This window comes from Coprococcus eutactus (assembly GCF_001404675.1).
In the GTDB taxonomy this organism is placed as follows: domain Bacteria; phylum Bacillota; class Clostridia; order Lachnospirales; family Lachnospiraceae; genus Coprococcus; species Coprococcus aceti.
Genome location: NZ_CYXU01000001.1, coordinates 266,024 through 284,059 on the forward strand (window position 1 = coordinate 266,024; position 18,036 = coordinate 284,059).

An 18,036-nucleotide genomic window follows, 5' to 3' on the forward strand; every position below is an offset into this window, starting at 1 on the left:
TGAATAGGAGGATATGTAATGGCTGATAGCAATAACAGTACTGCATCCGACAAGAAGGTTAAGACAGAGCAGACAGCAGCCGAGACCATAGTTGGAGATGCTTCAGCAGAGATAAAGGATGGCGTTGAGTCAGAAGTCAAGGTCGATGAGACCGTTGACGTTCCGGAGGAGCAGGCAGAGGCTGCAAAGCCACAGCATGTTGCAAAGGAGAACAGACGTGGAGGCAAGGCTCTCCGTGAGGAGAACGAGAAGCTCAAGGAACGCTGCAAGGATGCAGAGACAAAGTACACAAGACTTCTTGCGGAGTGTGAGAACATCCGCCAGAGAAATGAAAAAGAGTCAGGCAAATTGTACGACATAGGTGCAAAGGGAGTTCTTGAGAAGCTCCTTCCTGTGGTAGACAATTTTGAGAGAGCAATGGCAGCCATTCCTGATGAGGATAAGGACAGACCATTCGAGTCGGGAGTTGCAAATATATATAAGCAGCTTATGACGTCATTGGAAAGCATAGGTGTAAAGCCTATGGATTGCGCCGGGGAACAGTTTGATCCTACATTCCACAATGCAGTGATGCATGTAGAGGATGACAACTACGAAGAGAATGTAATCGTTGAAGAGATGCAGAAGGGTTACATGTACAAGGATCAGGTGCTCAGATTTAGCATGGTAAAGGTAGCAAATTAAACTTCATAAGAAGGACCCACGGAGTGGGAGATTTCTTAATATTGTAAATTTTTTTTCTAGGAGGAAAAGACAATGGGTAAGATTATAGGTATTGACTTAGGTACAACAAATTCATGTGTAGCAGTTATGGAAGGTGGTAAGCCTGTAGTTATAGCTAACTCAGAGGGTATGAGAACAACACCTTCAGTAGTAGGTTTCCTGAAGACAGGAGAGAGAGTAGTAGGTGAGCCTGCAAAGCGTCAGGCAGTTACAAATGCAGATAAGACAATTTCATCTATCAAGCGTCACATGGGATCAGATTACAGAGTAGAGATAGATGGCAAGAAGTATTCACCACAGGAGATTTCAGCAATGATCCTTCAGAAGCTGAAGTCAGATGCAGAGGGATACTTAGGAGAGAAGGTTACAGAGGCAGTTATCACAGTTCCTGCTTACTTCTCAGATGGACAGAGACAGGCAACAAAGGATGCCGGTAAGATCGCAGGTCTTGATGTAAAGCGTATCATCAACGAGCCTACAGCAGCAGCTCTTTCATATGGTCTTGACAACGAGCAGGAGCAGAGAATCATGGTTTACGATTTAGGTGGTGGTACATTCGATGTATCTATCATTGAGATCGGTGAGGGTGTCATCGAGGTTCTTGCAACAGCCGGCGATAACAAGCTCGGTGGTGATGACTTCGATAACGCAATTACACAGTATATGCTTGATGAATTCAAGAAGGCAGAGGGCATCGACCTTTCAGGCGATAAGATGGCTATGCAGAGATTAAAGGAAGCAGCAGAGAAGGCAAAGAAGGAGCTGTCATCAGCTACAACAACCAACATCAACCTTCCTTTCATCACAGCAAACCAGGATGGACCAAAGCATTTCGATATGAACCTTACAAGAGCTAAGTTCGATGAGCTTACAGCAGATCTTGTAGACAGAACAAAGGGCCCTGTTAACACAGCACTTGCTGATGCAGGACTTACAGCAGCAGACCTTGACAAGGTACTTCTTGTCGGTGGTTCAACCCGTATCATAGCAGTACAGGAAGAGGTTAAGAGACTTACAGGTAAGGAGCCATTCAAGGGAATCAACCCTGATGAGTGTGTTGCTATCGGTGCTTGTATCCAGGGTGGTAAGCTTGCCGGAGATGCCGGTGCAGGCGAGATCCTTCTTCTGGATGTTACACCACTTACACTTTCAATCGAGACAATGGGTGGTATAGCTACTCACCTTATCGAGAGAAATACAACAATCCCTACAAAGAAGAGCCAGATCTTCTCAACAGCACAGGATAATCAGGATGCCGTTGATATCAACGTAGTACAGGGTGAGAGACAGTTCGCAAAGGACAACAAGAGTCTTGGCAGATTCAGACTTGATGGTATCGCTCCAGCAAGACGTGGAGTTCCACAGATCGAGGTTACATTCGATATCGATGCAAATGGTATCGTAAATGTATCAGCAAAGGATCTCGGAACAGGAAGAGAGCAGCACATTACTATCACATCAGGAACATCACTTTCAGATGATGATATCGATAGAGCAGTTAAGGAAGCAGCAGAGTACGAGGCTCAGGATAAGAAGCGTAAGGAAGGCATCGAGGCAAGAAATGAGGCAGATGCACTTGCATTCCAGACAGAGAAGGCACTCGGCGAGGTAGGAGATAAGCTTTCAGATTCTGACAAGGCTGGCGTAAAGGCAGATCTTGACTCCTTAAGAGCAGCAATAGACAGCACAGATGCAGAGAATATGAGCGATGCAGATGTAGATAAGATCAAGGCTGCAAAGGATAAGCTGATGGAGAGCGCACAGAACCTGTTCTCAAAGCTCTATGAGCAGAACGGTCCTGGAGCAAACGCAGGAACAGGTGCAGGCACACCTGATTACTCAGATGGCGATGTTGTAGATGGAGATTTCACAGAGGTTTAATATATAGAGGATGAAAGGTAAAGGCTATGGCAGAGACAAAGACCGATTATTATGAAGTCCTTGGTGTAACCAAGGGAGCCTCTGAAGCCGAGATCAAAAGGGCATACCGAGTGGTAGCAAAAAAATACCACCCGGATATGAACCCTGGTGATGAAGAGGCTGCAGAGAAATTCAAAGAAGCAGCTGAAGCTTATTCAGTCCTCAGTGACCCTGAGAAACGTGCAAAGTATGATCAGTTTGGCCATGCAGCATTCGACCAGAACGGCGGCGGTGCCGACGGATTTGGTGGATTTGACTTCGCAGACATGGGAGATATCTTTGGAGATATATTCGGAGATATGTTCGGTGGCGCAAGCCGTCAGAGAAATACAAATGGCCCTATGAAGGGCGCAAACATCAAGACCACCATCAGAGTAGCCTTTGAGGAGGCTATATTCGGAACCCAGAAGGAGCTTGAGCTCCCACTGAAGGATGAGTGTGATGTATGTAAGGGAACCGGTTCACAGCCGGGACACCAGCCGGAGGTCTGCGGCAAGTGCGGCGGTAAGGGCCAGATAGTGACAACACAGCAGTCACTTTTTGGAGTTGTACGTAATGTTCAGACATGTCCTGATTGTAGTGGATCTGGTAAGATCATCAGATACAAGTGCAGCAACTGTGCAGGAACAGGATATGTAAAGAGCAGAAAGAAGATACAGATAGCTATTCCACCAGGAGTAGACAATGGTACTAACATCCGAATCAAAGGAAAGGGTGAGCCTGGTATCAACGGTGGTGAGAGAGGAGATCTTACAGTTACCATACTTGTTGATCGTCATCCAAACTTCCAGAGACAGGAGTACAATCTGTATTCATCAGAGCCTATCACATTTACACAGGCAGCACTTGGTGGAGTTATCAAGATCAACACCATCGAAGGAGAGGTTGATTACACCATACCACCAGGAACACAGACAGATACACGTATAAAGCTGAAGGGCAAAGGAGTACCTAACCTCAAGAACCCAACTCAGCGAGGCGATCACTATGTAACACTTGTTGTACAGGTGCCGGAGAAGCTCACAGAGGAGCAGAAGAAGATCCTAAATCAGTATGAGCAGGCAACACTTGTAGAGACAAGACCTGCAACAGATTCAGCAGGACCATTTACATTTGGCGATCACAAGAGAAGAAAGAAAAAGTAGGTATAAAATATATGAAATGGACGAAGCTCACAATAGATACAACATGTGAAGCTGAAGACCTCATAAGCGCCTTCCTCGAAGAGGAAGGCGTTTTGGGTGTTCAGATAGAAGATAATATTCCCCTCACTGAGGAGGAGATGGAGACGATGTTTGTCGATCTCCTGCCGGATGATATGCCGGAAAATGATGGAACTGCAAAGGTGTCCTGTTTCCTTGACGATACATTTGACGTGCAGGAGATAAAGGATAAGGTGGCTGCAGAGATCAGGAGACTGTCAGAGTTCCTTCCTGTCGGAACAGGTGAGATAACCGAGAGTGAGACGAAGGAAGAGGACTGGAGAGACAACTGGAAGGCCTACTTCAAGCCATTCAGACTGTATGACAATATCATCATCAAGCCAACCTGGGAGGAAGTGCCGGAGGATGCAACGGATGAGGATATAGTAATTGAGATAGATCCCGGAACAGCATTTGGAACAGGTTCCCATGAGACGACGAGACTGTGCATAGGCCAGCTCAAGAAGTACATGAAGGATGGAGATGAGATACTCGATGCCGGAAGCGGAAGCGGTATCCTGTCATTTGTTTGCAATAAGCTGGGTGCAAAGCATGTTCTCGGTATAGACATAGATCCGATCGCTGTTGATGTGGCGGGAGAGAACAGAGATGTGAACCATATTCCTGCCGAGGCTGTGGAATTCAAGTGCGGAAATGTCCTTGAGGACCAGAAACTGGTAGAGTCAATAGGCGCAAATTATGATATAGTAGTTGCAAATATCCTTGCAGACGTTATAATTCCAATGTCGGCTGTAGTTCAGAAGTTTATGAAGGATGATGGTATTTTTATATCATCGGGCATTATAAACATAAAAGAGGATGAGGTCAGACAGGCTCTTCTTGACAATAACTTTGATATCGTAGATACTGTCTACATGAATGACTGGGTAAGCTTTGTCGCAAAAAAGCATGTATGAACCAGCGTGTGAGAGGAAATAATCAAATATGAACAGATTCTTTGTAGACGTAGATGGCAGAGATATAGGAACAGATATAAGTATAACAGGCGGAGACGTTAACCATATAAAGAACGTTCTCCGCCTTAAAGTGGGTCAGGAGATAACTGTCAGTAACGGCAGAGGAAGAGATTATACGTGCAGTATATCGGAGCTTGGCAGAGACGAGGTTCTGTGCCACGTCGAGGATGTGAATGATAACTTTGCAGAGCTTCCGGTGGAGGTTACCCTGTTTCAGGGATATCCAAAGTCGGATAAGATGGATCTTATAGTACAGAAGATGGTGGAGCTCGGTGTCTGCCGGATAGTTCCGGTATTCACTGCGCGCACCATAGTGAAGCTTGATGCAAAGAAGGCTGCAAAGAAGACTGAGAGATGCCGGATCATAGCGGAGTCTGCTGCAAAACAGTCCGGAAGGGGAATCGTCCCTGAGATCACGGAGCCGGTAACATTTGCACAGGCGATAGAGATGGCGAAGACTCTTGATATGAATATAATTCCATATGAGGAGGCGGAGGGACTTGCAAAGTCCAGACAGATCATCGCTGATGTGACAGCACCGTCCTCTGCCCGCAGAAGTCTGGGGGTATTCATAGGCCCGGAGGGTGGCTTTGCCAGGGAAGAAGTGGAACAGGCAATGGCGGCCGGGGCGGAATGTATAACTCTTGGACACAGGATACTGCGCACTGAGACGGCCGGACTGGCGGTTATGTCGATCATCATGTTCAGTGCCGACAGGGACAATTAGAACAATATTGTAGAGATTAGTGAAAGAAAGAAGCTTGAAGCCGGACGTATATCGGTTTCGGAATGGTGGAAGACAACATGGAAGCATATTTTGACAATTCAGCGACCACCCCGGTTTATCCAGAGGTGAGAGATCTTGTGGTAAAGTTAATGGAACAGGACTATGGCAATCCGTCATCACTGCACCAGAAGGGTGTGGATGCGGCCAGATACGTGAGCGATGCCAGGGATAAGATAGCCAGGCTGCTCAAGGTTCAGGCGAAGGAGATCGTGTTCACATCGGGAGGAACAGAATCCAACAACATGGCTCTGATAGGAGGCGCACTTGCCAACAGGAGAGCGGGCAACAAGATCATAACAACAGCAGTTGAGCATGCCTCAGTCGGCAGTCCGCTGACATTCCTTGAGGATATGGGATTTGATGTTGTCAGGATTCCGACTGGAAACGATGGTGTGGTCGATGTTGACCGGTTGGTAGATGAGGTCGACGACGACACGATCATAGTGTCAGTCATGTACGTCAACAATGAGATAGGAGCTGTCATGCCGGTGGAGGACATTGCCAGACGTATAAAGGAGAAGAATCCGAGTGTGCTCTTCCATGTGGATGCCATACAGGCATTTGGCAAATATGTGATATACCCGAAGCGTATGGGAATAGACATGATGTCCATAAGCAGCCATAAATTCCACGGACCAAAGGGCGTTGGAGCACTGTTCATAAAGGACAGAGTCAAGGTCAAGCCTGTGATATACGGTGGAGGCCAGCAGGGCGGAATGCGGTCAGGAACAGAGAATGTACCGGGAATAGCCGGAATGGCACTGGCTGCCGAGATGACCTACAGAGATCTCGATGCAAATGTAGCGCACATGAGAGAACTCAAGGAACATCTTATAGATGAACTCACACAGATAGACGATGTGTACAGTAATTCCGGGGATGCGCCCCATATAGCCAGCATAACCTTCAAGGGAGTGCGAAGTGAGGTCATGCTTCATGCTCTGGAAGAGAAGGGCATATATGTCTCATCCGGTTCAGCATGTTCGTCGAATAAACATTCCACAAGCAGCACGCTGAAGGCCATAGGTCTGCCACCTGAGAAGCTTGAGTCCACACTGAGATTCAGTTTTTCACCGGAGAATACAATGGAACAGATAGATTATGCAGTCGAGTGCTGCAAGGAACTTTTACCGATACTCAGAAGATATGTGAGGAAGAAATAGGAGGAAATATGCAGTACAAGGCATTTATGATAAAGTATGCCGAGATAGGCACAAAGGGAAAGAACAGATATATATTTGAAGACATACTCTGTAAGAACATCAACAGAAAGCTGAAGCCTTACGGAGATTTCTATATCCGCAAGGAGCAGGGAAGAATATTCGTTGAGTGCAAGTCGGATTACGACTATGAGGATGTGGTAAATGCCCTTGGAAAAGTATTTGGTATCGTTGGAATATGCCCTGTTGTGGTTGAGGAGAACACAGAGTTTGAAAACCTCAAGCAGAAGGTAATAGATTATGTTGAAAAGGCATACGACAGAAAGAACTTCACATTCAAGGTGTTCACCAGAAGAAATGACAAGACATATCCTATGACTTCCATGGAGGTAAGCGCCGAGCTTGGACATTTCCTCCTTGAGGCGTTCCCTGATCTTACAGTGGATGTGCACTCACCTCAGGAGATAATCAATGTGGAGATTAGAAAGGTAGCATATATCTATTCGATCACCATACCTGGCCCGGGAGGACTGCCGGTTGGAACGAACGGCAGAGGAATGGCACTTCTGTCAGGCGGTATAGACAGCCCTGTTGCGGCATATATGATAGCCAAGAGAGGAGTTGTTGTGGAGGCAGTATATTTCCACGCACCTCCGTTCACAAGCGAGAGAGCAAAGCAGAAGGTTATAGATCTGGCATGTCTTGTGGCCAACTACTCAGGAGCCATCAGACTCCATGTTGTCAACTTTGCCGATGTACAGATGGCAATATACGACAACTGTCCTCATGAGGAGCTCACGATCATCATGAAGAGATACATGATCAAGATAGCGGAGGAGCTGGCTGAGAAGAATGACTGTCAGTGTACGATAACAGGAGAGAGCATAGGCCAGGTTTCAAGCCAGACTGTGTTCAGCCTGAACGTTATCAACCAGGTCAGCACCATGCCGGTGTTCAGACCATGTATAGGCATGGATAAGCAGGAGATAGTAGACATATCAGAGAAGATCGGAACATACGAGACATCTATACTGCCATACGAGGATTGCTGTACGACATTTGTTGCAAAGCATCCGGTTACACATCCGGTTCTCTCTGCGATAGAGAAGTCGGAGGCAAAGCTCACAGGAATTATCGAGCCATTGTACCGCAAGGCTGTAGATACGGCAGAGGTCGTTATGTGTCGCGCAAAGCAGTAAAACAATATAAAACAGTGATAAAAGACAACAAAAAAGAGATGCTTCATAATAAGCATCTCTTTGATTATCAGATCCATATAACATACGGGGCAGAATAAATACTATTCTGCAAGGTATGGCTTCAGAGTAGCCATGATCTCATCGATACCGCTCTCTGCATGAATGTTAAGTTCGATAGGCTTTGAGATATCAAGACTGAAAATACCCATGATTGACTTTGCATCAATTACGTAACGTCCTGATACGAGGTCGAATTCTGCGTCAAATTTCGCAATGTCATTGCAAAAGCTCTTGACCTTATCGATTGAGTTTAAAGAAATCTTAACTGCTGTCATAAATAGTCCTCCTAACCCTTGTAAGTTTTTTATGTACTGTCATTATTATATTTTTATAGAATACAAAAGTCAATATAAGGAGTGTAAAATACATGCTAAAAGGAATGTCTGTGGCTGCCACAACACTTGGCTGCAAAGTCAATCAGGCGGAGACTGACAGCATGCTCGACATGCTGAAGGCTGCCGGTGCAAATATAGTGGAATTTGACGAAAAAGCAGATATATATATAGTAAATACCTGTTCTGTGACCAATATTGCGGACAAAAAATCAAGGCAGATGCTTCACAGAGCCAGAAAGATGAATCCTGATGGAATAGTGATAGCCGCAGGATGCTATGTGCAGTCAGCCAGAGAGATTCTCGAGCAGGATGAAGCTATAGATATAGTAATAAGCAACAATAAGAAGAAAAGTATCACAGAAATAGTTAATGATTATATTAATGTGAGAAACAATGAAAAAAATGCCCCGGGTAAAGATCATGAAGCCATGGAATACTTCGTGGATATATCCAGAGAGACTGAGTACGAGGAGATGGGCGGCCATGTCCCTGTGGGACACACAAGGGCATATGTCAAGATCCAGGACGGCTGCAATCAGTTCTGCTCATACTGCATAATCCCGTATGTAAGAGGAAGGATAAGAAGCAGAAGCCAGGAGGCGATCCTTGCAGAAGTATCAGAGCTTGCGGAGGCAGGAATAAAAGAAGTTGTGCTTACCGGTATACACATATCGTCATATGGCAAAGATAAGAATAATGAGGGAGCACTTATAGAGCTTATAGAGGCTATCTCAAAAATCAAAGGAATCAAGAGAATAAGGCTTGGTTCACTTGAGCCGGGGATAATAACAGAGGAGTTTGTGGAGAGGATTTCATCCAATTCGAAAGTATGTCCACACTTCCATCTGAGCCTGCAGAGCGGCTGTGATTCAGTGCTCAAGAGAATGAACAGAAAGTACACTTGCGAGCAATACTTTGAAAAATGTGACATGCTGAGAAAGGCGTATAAGTCCCCTGCGCTCACCACGGATGTGATAGTGGGCTTCCCGGGAGAGACTGAGGAAGAATTTGCAGAGACTGTCAGATATCTGACGGAGCTCAATCTGTATGAGATGCATATATTCAAGTATTCTCCGAGAAAGGGAACAGTCGCTGCCGCCATGAAAGAGCAGGTTGCCCCTGAGATAAAGAATGAGCGAAGCGATGTGCTGCTTAAGCTTGCCCATGACAACAAGACCGCATATGAAGCCCAGTTTGAGGGCTGTGAGCTTGAAGTCCTGGTGGAAGAGGTTGTAAAGAAGGACAATAAGACATATCTCAGAGGACATACGGAGAGATACATGGATATACTCATAGATGTGGGCGACATATCCATGCCGGAGAGTTTTGTGAACAGCTTTGTGTATGTGACATATACCCAAAATGGGGGAAACCTTCCTTTACTTTTGTAGTTTTTTATATTAGAATAGGAATGTTAATTGGCTCATGAGATAATAACAAGATGAGGACGTGATTTGATGAATAACGAAAGTACACAGAATATTGTTCCAATCAAGGACGCGACATTGGACGTACGCGAGATAATTGGAGAAGTATACGATGCACTTACCGAGAAAGGATATAATCCGGTAAGCCAGGTTGTTGGGTACATAATGAGCGGTGACCCGACATATATCACAAGCTACAAGAACGCGCGAAGCCTGATCATGAAGGTGGAGAGAGACGAGATCATTGAGGTTTTACTTGAGGACTACATCAAGAATAACCTCGTGTAAAGGAAAAGAATAGTATGAGAATATTGGGACTTGACTATGGAACCAAGACGGTGGGAGTTGCCGTGAGCGATCCGCTCAAGATGACTGCCCAGCCGCTGGAGACGATAGAGAGAAAGTCGGCGAACAAGCTGAGACAGACACTTGCCCGCATAGAGGCCATACTTGAAGAGTATGGAGCGGCAGGAGAGCGCGACCGCATAGAGCTGATAGTGCTTGGCTACCCGAAGAACATGAACAATTCAGAGGGAGACAGATGCGAGGCCACCCAGGCATTCAAGGAGGATCTTGAGCGCAGAACAGGACTTGAGGTTGTTCTGTGGGATGAGCGCCTTACCACTGTGGAGGCAGAGCGGATCCTTATGGACAGCGGAGTGAGAAGAGAGAACAGGAAGACGTACATAGACAAGATGGCGGCTGCGGTCATACTGCAGAACTATCTTGATGCGAAGTGCAGCAGTCTGTGATAGACACAGACCTTCTGCCTTTGTTTTGTGTACGCCTGAAGAAGTATTAAGAGGTTTATATGGCAGAGAACAGGAAGACGGACAACAGTATCATATTTGAAGCAGAAGATGGAACAGAAGTGGAATTCTCGGTTGTGGAGCAGACCACACTTGGCGGCGTGAATTATCTGTTCGTTATAGACAAGGCGGATGATGAATCATTCCTTATCCTTCGCGAGAACAACGGAGCTGATACGGAAGAGATGGCAGCATACGATATTGTGGAAGATGAAAATGAATTAGAGGCGGTCATCAAGATATTTGACGAGCTGCTTGAGGACGTAAATTTGGAGGTATAAGAAAATTGAATAAGAATAATAAAGAGACAGTGAAGATCATTCCTTTGGGCGGTCTGGAACAGATTGGAATGAATATCACTGCGATAGAGTATGAGGACTCTATCATAGTCATTGACTGCGGACTGGCATTCCCTGAGGACGACATGTTAGGAATCGATCTGGTAATTCCTGATGTCACCTATCTCAAGGAAAACGCGGACAAGGTCAGGGGACTCGTGGTTACCCATGGACATGAGGATCACATAGGAGCCATACCGTACATTGAGAAAGAATTAAACATGCCGATCTATGCGACCAAGCTGACCATGGGTCTTATAGAGAACAAACTGAAGGAACACAACCTTATGAACAACACCAGAAGAAAGGTTGTAAAGTATGGTCAGAATATAAATCTTGGGGCATTTAGAGTGGAATTTATCAGAACAAACCACTCCATAGCAGATTCGGCGGCCCTTGCCATATACACACCGGCCGGACTTATTGTCCACACCGGAGATTTCAAGATAGACTACACACCGGTATTTGGTGGAACCATAGATCTTCAGAGATTTGCTGAGCTCGGCAAGAAGGGTGTGCTTGCACTCATGGCTGACTCGACAAATGCTGAGAAGGAGGGCTTCACACAGTCAGAGAAGACAGTGGGAAGAACATTTGACAACCTGTTCAACGACAACAAGGATCACAGGATCATCATAGCGACATTTGCATCCAACGTTGACAGAGTACAGCAGATCATCAATTCAGCTTACAAGTATGGCAGAAAGGCTGTCATAGAGGGACGAAGCATGGTGAACATCATCACCACGGCGTCCGAGCTTGGATATATCAACATACCGGATAACACACTCATAGATATAAGCGAGATGAAGAACTACCCGGATGAGAAGGTTGTTCTCATCACCACGGGAAGTCAGGGAGAGAACATGGCTGCGCTGTCACGTATAGCTGCATCCATACACAATAAAGTAGCCATAAAGCCTGGTGATGTGGTCATTTTCAGCTCACATCCTATACCGGGAAATGAAAAGGCGGTATTCAAGGTTATAAATGAGCTCGAGGCGAAGGGTGCACACGTTATATTTGAGGATACACATGTATCCGGCCATGCCTGCCGTGAGGAGCTCAAGCTTATATATGCGCTCACAAGACCGAAATATGCAATACCTGTCCACGGTGAGTACAGACACCTCAAGAGACATGCAGAGCTTGCAGTTGAGATGGGAATCCCTAAGGAGAATGTCAAGATCATGACCACAGGCGATGTTCTTGAGATCGGCGAGGAGAAGTTCGACGTTGTCGGCAAGGTTCCTGCACAGGGAGTATTTGTGGATGGACTTGGAGTTGGAGATGTTGGAAATATTGTCCTCAGAGACAGACAGCTTCTGTCACAGAATGGTCTCATAATCATAGTTGTGACCCTGGACAGATACAGCAACCAGCTTGTTGCAGGACCGGATATAGTGTCAAGAGGCTTCGTGTACGTCAGGGAGTCTGAGACACTTATGGAAGACTGCAGGATCACATGTCAGGAGGCTCTCGACAGATGCCTGAGCCGCGGCGTGACAGACTGGGGTAAGATCAAATCCGTGATAAAGGATGACATGGGAGAGTTCCTCTGGAAGAGGACAAAGAGAAGCCCTATGATCCTTCCTATAATCACAGAGGTGTAGAAGGGTGAGAAAATGACAGATACATTGGAACTTAGCAGACAATTGAATGCGTGCATCAAGGATTCTGATGTCTACAAGAATTATCAGTATTGCAAGGATAAACTTAGACAGAAACCAGAAAAACTTCAGCAGCTCATGGAATTTCGTAAGAAAAATTATGAAATACAGAATAACGAAATGCTTGACAATCCATATGATGAAGTTAATAATCTATTCATGGAATATGACTCCATAGTCCATGATACTATAGTCAATGACTTTATCAGGGCGGAGCAGAAGCTGGTGAGAATGATGAAGCTTGTATATGAACAGATAGCGGACGATCTTGATTTCGATATCATAGATGAGGACGCCCGGTGATTCGCGCTGGCTGAGATGTATTTGTGAACAAGGAGAATAACGATTATGGCTTTAGATAGTGCTAGAAGTATGAAGAAGATTCTGAGATTCCTTTTTGGACTATTCATCAATGTATGTATTTTATTTATATTGGTAAAGGCTTTCTCATACTCGTATGATTTTGCGTATCAGGTGTTTGCCACAAGGGCTGCGGATCCGGGCAGCAACCGTAAGGCAACTATACAGATAACTCAGGACGAGCCGCTTCTTGATGTGGCGGATTCCCTTAAGACGGCGGAGGTCATCAAGGACAAATACGCTTTTATACTGAAGGTCAGAATAGGCGGATATGCAGATGATATCCAGCCTGGTACATATCAGATAGCACCGAGCGATACAAATCAGGAGATAATAGAGATCATAACGGGAAATGGCAAGAGTTCCTCGGGGGATAGCAACGGAGACAGCAGTGATGATTCCTCCGGTGAGGACAGTGCCGAGGAATAGACAGAGAGGATAATTATGGTATGTGATGAAAGACTTGCGTCATTTATCAATTCCTTCAATACAGACTACGATGAGGTTGTGACCTCGATCAGAAGAGAGGCAGAAGAGAACAGGGTACCTATCATAAGACGAGAGGCCGGAGAGTTCATCAAGATGTTGATTCTTATGAACAGGCCGAAGAAGATTCTTGAGATAGGTTCAGCCGTTGGCTTTTCTGCCATTTTTATGAGTAGATTTCTGGATGATGACGCACATATAACAACTATAGAGAATTATCAGCCGAGAATAGAAGAGGCGAAGAAGAATATAGTCAGAGCCGGGGCTTCAGACAAGATCACCCTGCTTGAGGGCGATGCACTGGAGATATTACCGGGTATGACAGAAAACTATGATATGGTGTTCATGGATGCAGCTAAGGGTCAGTATGGCAATTTTTTCACGGAGGCTATACGGCTGCTAGCTCCGAAGGGGGTATTGCTCTGCGACAACGTGCTTCAGGACGGAGATGTCCTTGAGAGCAGATTTGCAGTTACCAGAAGAAACAGAACGATACATTCAAGGATGAGAGAATACCTGTACGAGCTCACCCACAATGAACATTTGGAGACGGCCATACTCAATATAGGGGATGGAATGAGCCTTAGTATCAGGAAATAAACGAAAAATGGTTGGAGGAAACGATATGAGAGATAAGAAACCAGAGCTTCTTGTCCCGGCGGGCGGACTGGACACGCTCAAGGTGGCCGTGGACTATGGAGCTGACGCAGTGTATATAGGCGGACAGGCATTTGGCCTCAGAGCGAAAGCAGACAACTTTTCCATAGAAGAGATGAAACAGGGCGTGGAATATGCCCATGCACATAATGCTAAGGTGTATGTGACAGCCAATATATTTGCACACAACTATGATCTGGATGGAATAAGAGCTTATTTTGGCGAGCTGAAAGATACAGGTGTGGACGCTGTTCTTGTATCCGATCCGGGTGTGTTTACCATAGCTCGGGAGACTATGCCGGATATGGAATTACACATAAGCACACAGGCTAACAACACGAACTACATGACATACAAGTTCTGGTATGACCACGGCATAAAGCGGGTTGTGTCTGCCAGAGAACTGTCCCTTGCGGAGATATCACAGATAAGAGCAAACATACCGGACGATATGGAGATAGAGTCATTTATCCATGGCGCTATGTGCATATCATATTCAGGAAGATGCCTTCTCAGCAACTACTTCACAGGCAGGGATGCGAATCATGGTGCGTGCACCCATCCGTGCAGATGGAAGTATTCCATCGTCGAGGAGACCAGACCGGGAGAGTATATGACTGTCAACGAGGACGACAGAGGAACATATATATTTAACTCCAAGGATCTGTGCATGATAGAGTACATCCCGGAGATGATGGAAGCCGGAATAGACAGCTTCAAGATAGAGGGACGTATGAAGACGGCTCTGTATGTGGCGACCGTTGCCAGAACCTACAGAAAAGCCATAGATGATTATATGGAGTCAGAAGAGAAGTACAGAGCAAACATGGAATACTACAAGAGAGAGATAGCCAAATGCACATACAGGCAGTTCACAACGGGATTTTATTTCGGGAAGACAGACTCAGAATCACAGATATATGATAGCAACACATATGTAAAAAACTATACGTATATTGGAACTGTGAGAGAGGTTACCCCGGATGGCTGTGTATGCTTTGAGCAGAAGAATAAGTTCCTGGTGGGAGAGAAGCTTGAAGCCATGGGCTTTGATGGAACAAATATAGAGTGCGAGGTTCAGGCGATATACGACGAGAAAGAAAACAGCATGGACTCTGCGCCACATCCAAAGCAGAAATTGAGGGTGAAGCTTGATAAGGAGCTTGAGACCGGTATTATACTGAGAAGAAAAGAGTGATCATAAGGATGTCTGGATGTCAATCCAGGCATCCTCTTAATTTGCCAAGAGCCTTTTTCTCTATGCGCGATACATATGACCTGGAGATTCCGAGCATCCTGGCTACCTCCTTTTGGGTGAGAGGTGACTGCCCGTCAAGACCGTAGCGCATACATATGATCTCCCTCTCCCTGGATGAGAGGAGCGATGATATGCAGGAGGGAAGCAGGCACAGGTGGTCGTCCTGTATCATTTTGTCCAGAACGTTGACGTTCTCCGAACCTATGATGTCAAGGATGACGATCTCGTTACCCTCTTTATCAGTGCCGATGGGATCGTAGATCGAGACCTCACGCGCCTTCTTCTTCTCGTGGCGGAGAGTCATGAGAAGCTCGTTTTCGATACATTTGGCGGCATAACCTGACAGCTTACAGCCTTTGTCGGGCTTGTAGCTGTCTATGGCTTTGATGAGACCTATCGTGCCTATGGACAGAAGATCCTCGGGATCCCTCACGGCGGAATTGTACTTTCTGGATATGTGGGCGACCAGACGGAGATTGTACTCTATCAGAATGCTGCGGGCAGCCTTGTCGCCGGACAGGCACAGCGCAATATATTTTTTCTCTTCTTCGGGAGTTAGTGGGTTTTTAAACGCTTCCATATATGAACTGCTCCCGTAAATTGATTGTACCGGCTGTACATTTGCTGGACGGGCTATTTTACAATTAGTACAGTCAGCTTGCTTATATAATATGTTTATTGTGCAGAAATAGTGCCTATCCACCCTGTAAAAAAGCAAAAATCCGATAAAAGTGCAAAAAAATGTATCTAAATATGTACAAAATGTTTAAAATGTGAAAATACTGTGATATAATACGCTTTAGGTATTTGGATAATTCTGCCTGTGCGTAGAATTGCGAGAGACGTGAGGAGGGTATTTAGAGAATGCGATTAAGCGTGGGACGTAAGAAGATCAGAATTGGAGATGTCCTTGTAGCAGCGGGGGCTATCACGGAGGAACAGCTTCAGGAAGGACTTGCAAAGCAGAAGGAGACCGGCAGAAAGCTTGGTAACGCCCTGGTTGATCTGGGATTTATAAGTAACGACATGCTGATTACGGTACTTACAACCCAGTTGGGAATTGACTACATAGAGCTCAAGGGAGCTAAGATCGAGGAGAAGGTTATACACATGGTGCCTGAGAACATGGTCACCAAGTATCAGGCCATACCTATAGAGATAGATCCTGATAACCCGAACATCCTCAAGGTAGCCATGGCAGATCCAATGGATATCATGGCCATGGACGATATTGGTCTTGTGACAAATCTTCAGGTAGAGCCGATGCTCGCATCTGAGGAGGGAATCAGGAAAGCCATAGACAAGTATTACGGAAGCGCTCAGGCTATGGAGGCTGCTGAGGCCTACAGACAGGAGCAGCAGAATGTGCTCGGCGGAGGCGACGAGGAAGAGGGCAACGAAGAAATCGATAATTCCCCTATCGTACTTCTGGTTAAGCAGATCATCGAAGGCGGAGTAAGACAGAGAGCGTCAGATATACATATAGAGGCTCTGGAGAATAGCGTCAGAGTCAGATACAGAATAGATGGTGCACTTAAGCAGGTTATGTCATACGACCTCAGCATACTGGCAGGTATCACAGCCCGTATCAAGATCATAGGCGGTATGGATATAGCAGAGAAGAGAAAACCACAGGATGGTCGTATCACCATCATGGTTGACAGAAGAGAGTTTGATGTCCGTGTTTCTATCCTTCCAACAGTTTTCGGAGAGAAGACGGTTATGAGACTTACATCCAAGGACGGTCTGACAAAACCGAAGAGTGCCCTTGGTTTCGATGCAGAGCAGGAGAAGGTTTTCGATAATATCCTCAGCAACCCACATGGTATCATCCTTGTAACGGGACCTACAGGATCAGGAAAATCAACTACACTGTACACATCACTCAGTGAGCTTAACACAGAGGATGTTAATATCATCACCGTTGAGGACCCTGTCGAGGCGAACATCAACGGTATCAATCAGGTGCAGGTTAATAACAAAGCGGACATGACTTTCGCGGCAGCCCTCAGATCTATCCTTCGTCAGGATCCGGATATCATCATGATAGGAGAGATCCGAGACGGTGAGACAGCAGGAATCGCCGTACAGGCCGCTATCACAGGACATTTGGTTGTATCGACACTGCATACTAACTCAGCGGCTTCGACCATCACCCGTCTTATCGATATGGGTATTGAGTCATACATCGCCGGTGATGCTGTTGTTGGAGTTATTGCACAGAGACTTGTGCGAAGACTTTGTACCACATGTAAGCAGCCAAGACTTGTGGAGGATGATGAGAGAGTTCAGCTCGGTGTTCCGGCTGACGAGGAGGATGTCATCATCTACGAGCCACAGGGATGCCCACTGTGTAACGACACAGGCTATTCAGGACGAATCGGTGTATACGAGATGATGCCTGTATCAAGAGAGCTTCAGGCTGTTATCGCTTCCGGAGCTACAGCGGATGTCATTGAGAAGCAGGCCCTCAAGGAAGGAATGCTCACACTGAAGATGGGAGCTGCCAAGCACGTTCTTGATGGTATCACATCCATAGCAGAGATGAACAAGATTGTTCACAGTACAGTGACCGTGGCCGAGGGAGTGGACATGGGAGAGCTGTAAGATATAAGAGATATATAATGAGATTATATATAAATTGTAATTATTAATGCAAAAGGGAAAG

General features: G+C 45.8%; 19 protein-coding genes. 17 read left to right on the forward strand and 2 right to left on the reverse strand.

The genetic code is table 11. From position 1 onward, the window contains the following. Window positions 1-18: 18 nt before the first annotated feature. The 7 genes from grpE to thiI all read left to right on the forward strand — a co-directional run bounded on the left by grpE (window position 19) and on the right by thiI (window position 7,968). On the forward strand, window positions 19-684 hold the full coding sequence (gene grpE, locus ARA78_RS01200) for a nucleotide exchange factor GrpE (protein ID WP_015533136.1): 666 nt from the start codon (window positions 19-21) through the stop codon (window positions 682-684). Window positions 685-756: 72 nt separating this feature from the next. After that, window positions 757-2,604, forward strand: coding sequence for a molecular chaperone DnaK (gene dnaK, locus ARA78_RS01205; protein ID WP_015533135.1), 1,848 nt, complete (start codon window positions 757-759; stop codon window positions 2,602-2,604). Between the two features lie 26 nt (window positions 2,605-2,630). Beyond that, window positions 2,631-3,788: a molecular chaperone DnaJ gene (dnaJ, locus tag ARA78_RS01210; RefSeq protein WP_022217232.1), complete on the forward strand. Its 1,158-nt coding sequence runs from the start codon at window positions 2,631-2,633 to the stop codon at window positions 3,786-3,788. Between the two features lie 11 nt (window positions 3,789-3,799). Beyond that, a complete protein-coding gene (prmA, locus tag ARA78_RS01215) occupies window positions 3,800-4,762 on the forward strand; it encodes a 50S ribosomal protein L11 methyltransferase (RefSeq protein ID WP_015533134.1) in 963 nt (320 codons plus the stop codon). Between the two features lie 28 nt (window positions 4,763-4,790). Next, window positions 4,791-5,549: a 16S rRNA (uracil(1498)-N(3))-methyltransferase gene (locus ARA78_RS01220; protein ID WP_015533133.1), complete on the forward strand. Its 759-nt coding sequence runs from the start codon at window positions 4,791-4,793 to the stop codon at window positions 5,547-5,549. A gap of 77 nt (window positions 5,550-5,626) precedes the next feature. Next, window positions 5,627-6,772: a cysteine desulfurase family protein gene (locus ARA78_RS01225; protein WP_015533132.1), complete on the forward strand. Its 1,146-nt coding sequence runs from the start codon at window positions 5,627-5,629 to the stop codon at window positions 6,770-6,772. 8 nt (window positions 6,773-6,780) lie between these two features. Then, a complete protein-coding gene (gene thiI, locus ARA78_RS01230; protein WP_015533131.1) occupies window positions 6,781-7,968 on the forward strand; it encodes a tRNA uracil 4-sulfurtransferase ThiI in 1,188 nt (395 codons plus the stop codon). A 101-nt stretch (window positions 7,969-8,069) separates the two neighbouring features. Here the strand turns inward: thiI and ARA78_RS01235 are convergent, their stop codons facing one another. Further along, window positions 8,070-8,303, reverse strand: coding sequence for an HPr family phosphocarrier protein (locus tag ARA78_RS01235; RefSeq protein ID WP_015533130.1), 234 nt, complete (start codon window positions 8,301-8,303; stop codon window positions 8,070-8,072). A gap of 92 nt (window positions 8,304-8,395) precedes the next feature. Between ARA78_RS01235 and mtaB the strand changes: the two genes are divergently transcribed. The 9 genes from mtaB to ARA78_RS01280 all read left to right on the forward strand — a co-directional run bounded on the left by mtaB (window position 8,396) and on the right by ARA78_RS01280 (window position 15,308). Further along, window positions 8,396-9,754, forward strand: coding sequence for a tRNA (N(6)-L-threonylcarbamoyladenosine(37)-C(2))-methylthiotransferase MtaB (mtaB, locus tag ARA78_RS01240; protein WP_015533129.1), 1,359 nt, complete (start codon window positions 8,396-8,398; stop codon window positions 9,752-9,754). 66 nt (window positions 9,755-9,820) lie between these two features. Beyond that, window positions 9,821-10,078, forward strand: a complete 258-nt coding sequence (locus tag ARA78_RS01245; RefSeq protein ID WP_015533128.1) for an IreB family regulatory phosphoprotein — start codon at window positions 9,821-9,823, stop codon at window positions 10,076-10,078. A 14-nt stretch (window positions 10,079-10,092) separates the two neighbouring features. Further along, the gene (ruvX, locus tag ARA78_RS01250; protein WP_015533127.1) at window positions 10,093-10,542 is read left to right on the forward strand and encodes a Holliday junction resolvase RuvX; all 450 of its coding nucleotides are present in this window, start codon (window positions 10,093-10,095) and stop codon (window positions 10,540-10,542) included. A gap of 59 nt (window positions 10,543-10,601) precedes the next feature. Beyond that, window positions 10,602-10,880 (forward strand): DUF1292 domain-containing protein, encoded by a 279-nt coding sequence (locus ARA78_RS01255; protein ID WP_015533126.1) that lies wholly within the window; start codon window positions 10,602-10,604, stop codon window positions 10,878-10,880. A 5-nt stretch (window positions 10,881-10,885) separates the two neighbouring features. Then, window positions 10,886-12,550, forward strand: a complete 1,665-nt coding sequence (locus ARA78_RS01260; protein WP_022217240.1) for a ribonuclease J — start codon at window positions 10,886-10,888, stop codon at window positions 12,548-12,550. A 12-nt stretch (window positions 12,551-12,562) separates the two neighbouring features. Beyond that, the gene (locus tag ARA78_RS01265; RefSeq protein WP_015533125.1) at window positions 12,563-12,910 is read left to right on the forward strand and encodes a YlbF family regulator; all 348 of its coding nucleotides are present in this window, start codon (window positions 12,563-12,565) and stop codon (window positions 12,908-12,910) included. A gap of 45 nt (window positions 12,911-12,955) precedes the next feature. Further along, window positions 12,956-13,396, forward strand: coding sequence for an endolytic transglycosylase MltG (locus ARA78_RS01270; protein ID WP_156327922.1), 441 nt, complete (start codon window positions 12,956-12,958; stop codon window positions 13,394-13,396). 15 nt (window positions 13,397-13,411) lie between these two features. Beyond that, window positions 13,412-14,053, forward strand: a complete 642-nt coding sequence (locus tag ARA78_RS01275; RefSeq protein ID WP_015533124.1) for an O-methyltransferase — start codon at window positions 13,412-13,414, stop codon at window positions 14,051-14,053. A 25-nt stretch (window positions 14,054-14,078) separates the two neighbouring features. Beyond that, the gene (locus ARA78_RS01280; RefSeq protein ID WP_055144916.1) at window positions 14,079-15,308 is read left to right on the forward strand and encodes a peptidase U32 family protein; all 1,230 of its coding nucleotides are present in this window, start codon (window positions 14,079-14,081) and stop codon (window positions 15,306-15,308) included. Between the two features lie 19 nt (window positions 15,309-15,327). Here ARA78_RS01280 and sigK read toward each other — a convergent pair whose 3' ends face one another. Further along, window positions 15,328-15,948 carry an RNA polymerase sporulation sigma factor SigK gene (sigK, locus tag ARA78_RS01285; protein ID WP_015533122.1) on the reverse strand — a complete coding sequence of 207 codons (621 nt, stop codon included), beginning with the start codon at window positions 15,946-15,948 and terminating at the stop codon, window positions 15,328-15,330. A 284-nt stretch (window positions 15,949-16,232) separates the two neighbouring features. Between sigK and ARA78_RS01290 the strand changes: the two genes are divergently transcribed. Then, window positions 16,233-17,975, forward strand: a complete 1,743-nt coding sequence (locus ARA78_RS01290) for a GspE/PulE family protein (protein WP_055279863.1) — start codon at window positions 16,233-16,235, stop codon at window positions 17,973-17,975. Window positions 17,976-18,036: the final 61 nt, after the last annotated feature.

Excerpts from the sequence above, each read along its gene's own strand:
- grpE (WP_015533136.1), top strand. The coding sequence starts at position 19 with ATGGCTGATAGCAATAACAGTACTGCATCCGACAAGAAGGTTAAGACA.
- dnaK (WP_015533135.1), top strand. The coding sequence starts at position 757 with ATGGGTAAGATTATAGGTATTGACTTAGGTACAACAAATTCATGTGTA.
- dnaJ (WP_022217232.1), top strand. The coding sequence starts at position 2,631 with ATGGCAGAGACAAAGACCGATTATTATGAAGTCCTTGGTGTAACCAAG.
- prmA (WP_015533134.1), top strand. The coding sequence starts at position 3,800 with ATGAAATGGACGAAGCTCACAATAGATACAACATGTGAAGCTGAAGAC.
- ARA78_RS01220 (WP_015533133.1), top strand. The coding sequence starts at position 4,791 with ATGAACAGATTCTTTGTAGACGTAGATGGCAGAGATATAGGAACAGAT.
- ARA78_RS01225 (WP_015533132.1), top strand. The coding sequence starts at position 5,627 with ATGGAAGCATATTTTGACAATTCAGCGACCACCCCGGTTTATCCAGAG.
- thiI (WP_015533131.1), top strand. The coding sequence starts at position 6,781 with ATGCAGTACAAGGCATTTATGATAAAGTATGCCGAGATAGGCACAAAG.
- ARA78_RS01235 (WP_015533130.1), bottom strand. The coding sequence starts at position 8,303 with ATGACAGCAGTTAAGATTTCTTTAAACTCAATCGATAAGGTCAAGAGC.
- mtaB (WP_015533129.1), top strand. The coding sequence starts at position 8,396 with ATGCTAAAAGGAATGTCTGTGGCTGCCACAACACTTGGCTGCAAAGTC.
- ARA78_RS01245 (WP_015533128.1), top strand. The coding sequence starts at position 9,821 with ATGAATAACGAAAGTACACAGAATATTGTTCCAATCAAGGACGCGACA.
- ruvX (WP_015533127.1), top strand. The coding sequence starts at position 10,093 with ATGAGAATATTGGGACTTGACTATGGAACCAAGACGGTGGGAGTTGCC.
- ARA78_RS01255 (WP_015533126.1), top strand. The coding sequence starts at position 10,602 with ATGGCAGAGAACAGGAAGACGGACAACAGTATCATATTTGAAGCAGAA.
- ARA78_RS01265 (WP_015533125.1), top strand. The coding sequence starts at position 12,563 with ATGACAGATACATTGGAACTTAGCAGACAATTGAATGCGTGCATCAAG.
- ARA78_RS01270 (WP_156327922.1), top strand. The coding sequence starts at position 12,956 with ATGGCTTTAGATAGTGCTAGAAGTATGAAGAAGATTCTGAGATTCCTT.
- ARA78_RS01275 (WP_015533124.1), top strand. The coding sequence starts at position 13,412 with ATGGTATGTGATGAAAGACTTGCGTCATTTATCAATTCCTTCAATACA.
- ARA78_RS01280 (WP_055144916.1), top strand. The coding sequence starts at position 14,079 with ATGAGAGATAAGAAACCAGAGCTTCTTGTCCCGGCGGGCGGACTGGAC.
- sigK (WP_015533122.1), bottom strand. The coding sequence starts at position 15,948 with ATGGAAGCGTTTAAAAACCCACTAACTCCCGAAGAAGAGAAAAAATAT.
- ARA78_RS01290 (WP_055279863.1), top strand. The coding sequence starts at position 16,233 with ATGCGATTAAGCGTGGGACGTAAGAAGATCAGAATTGGAGATGTCCTT.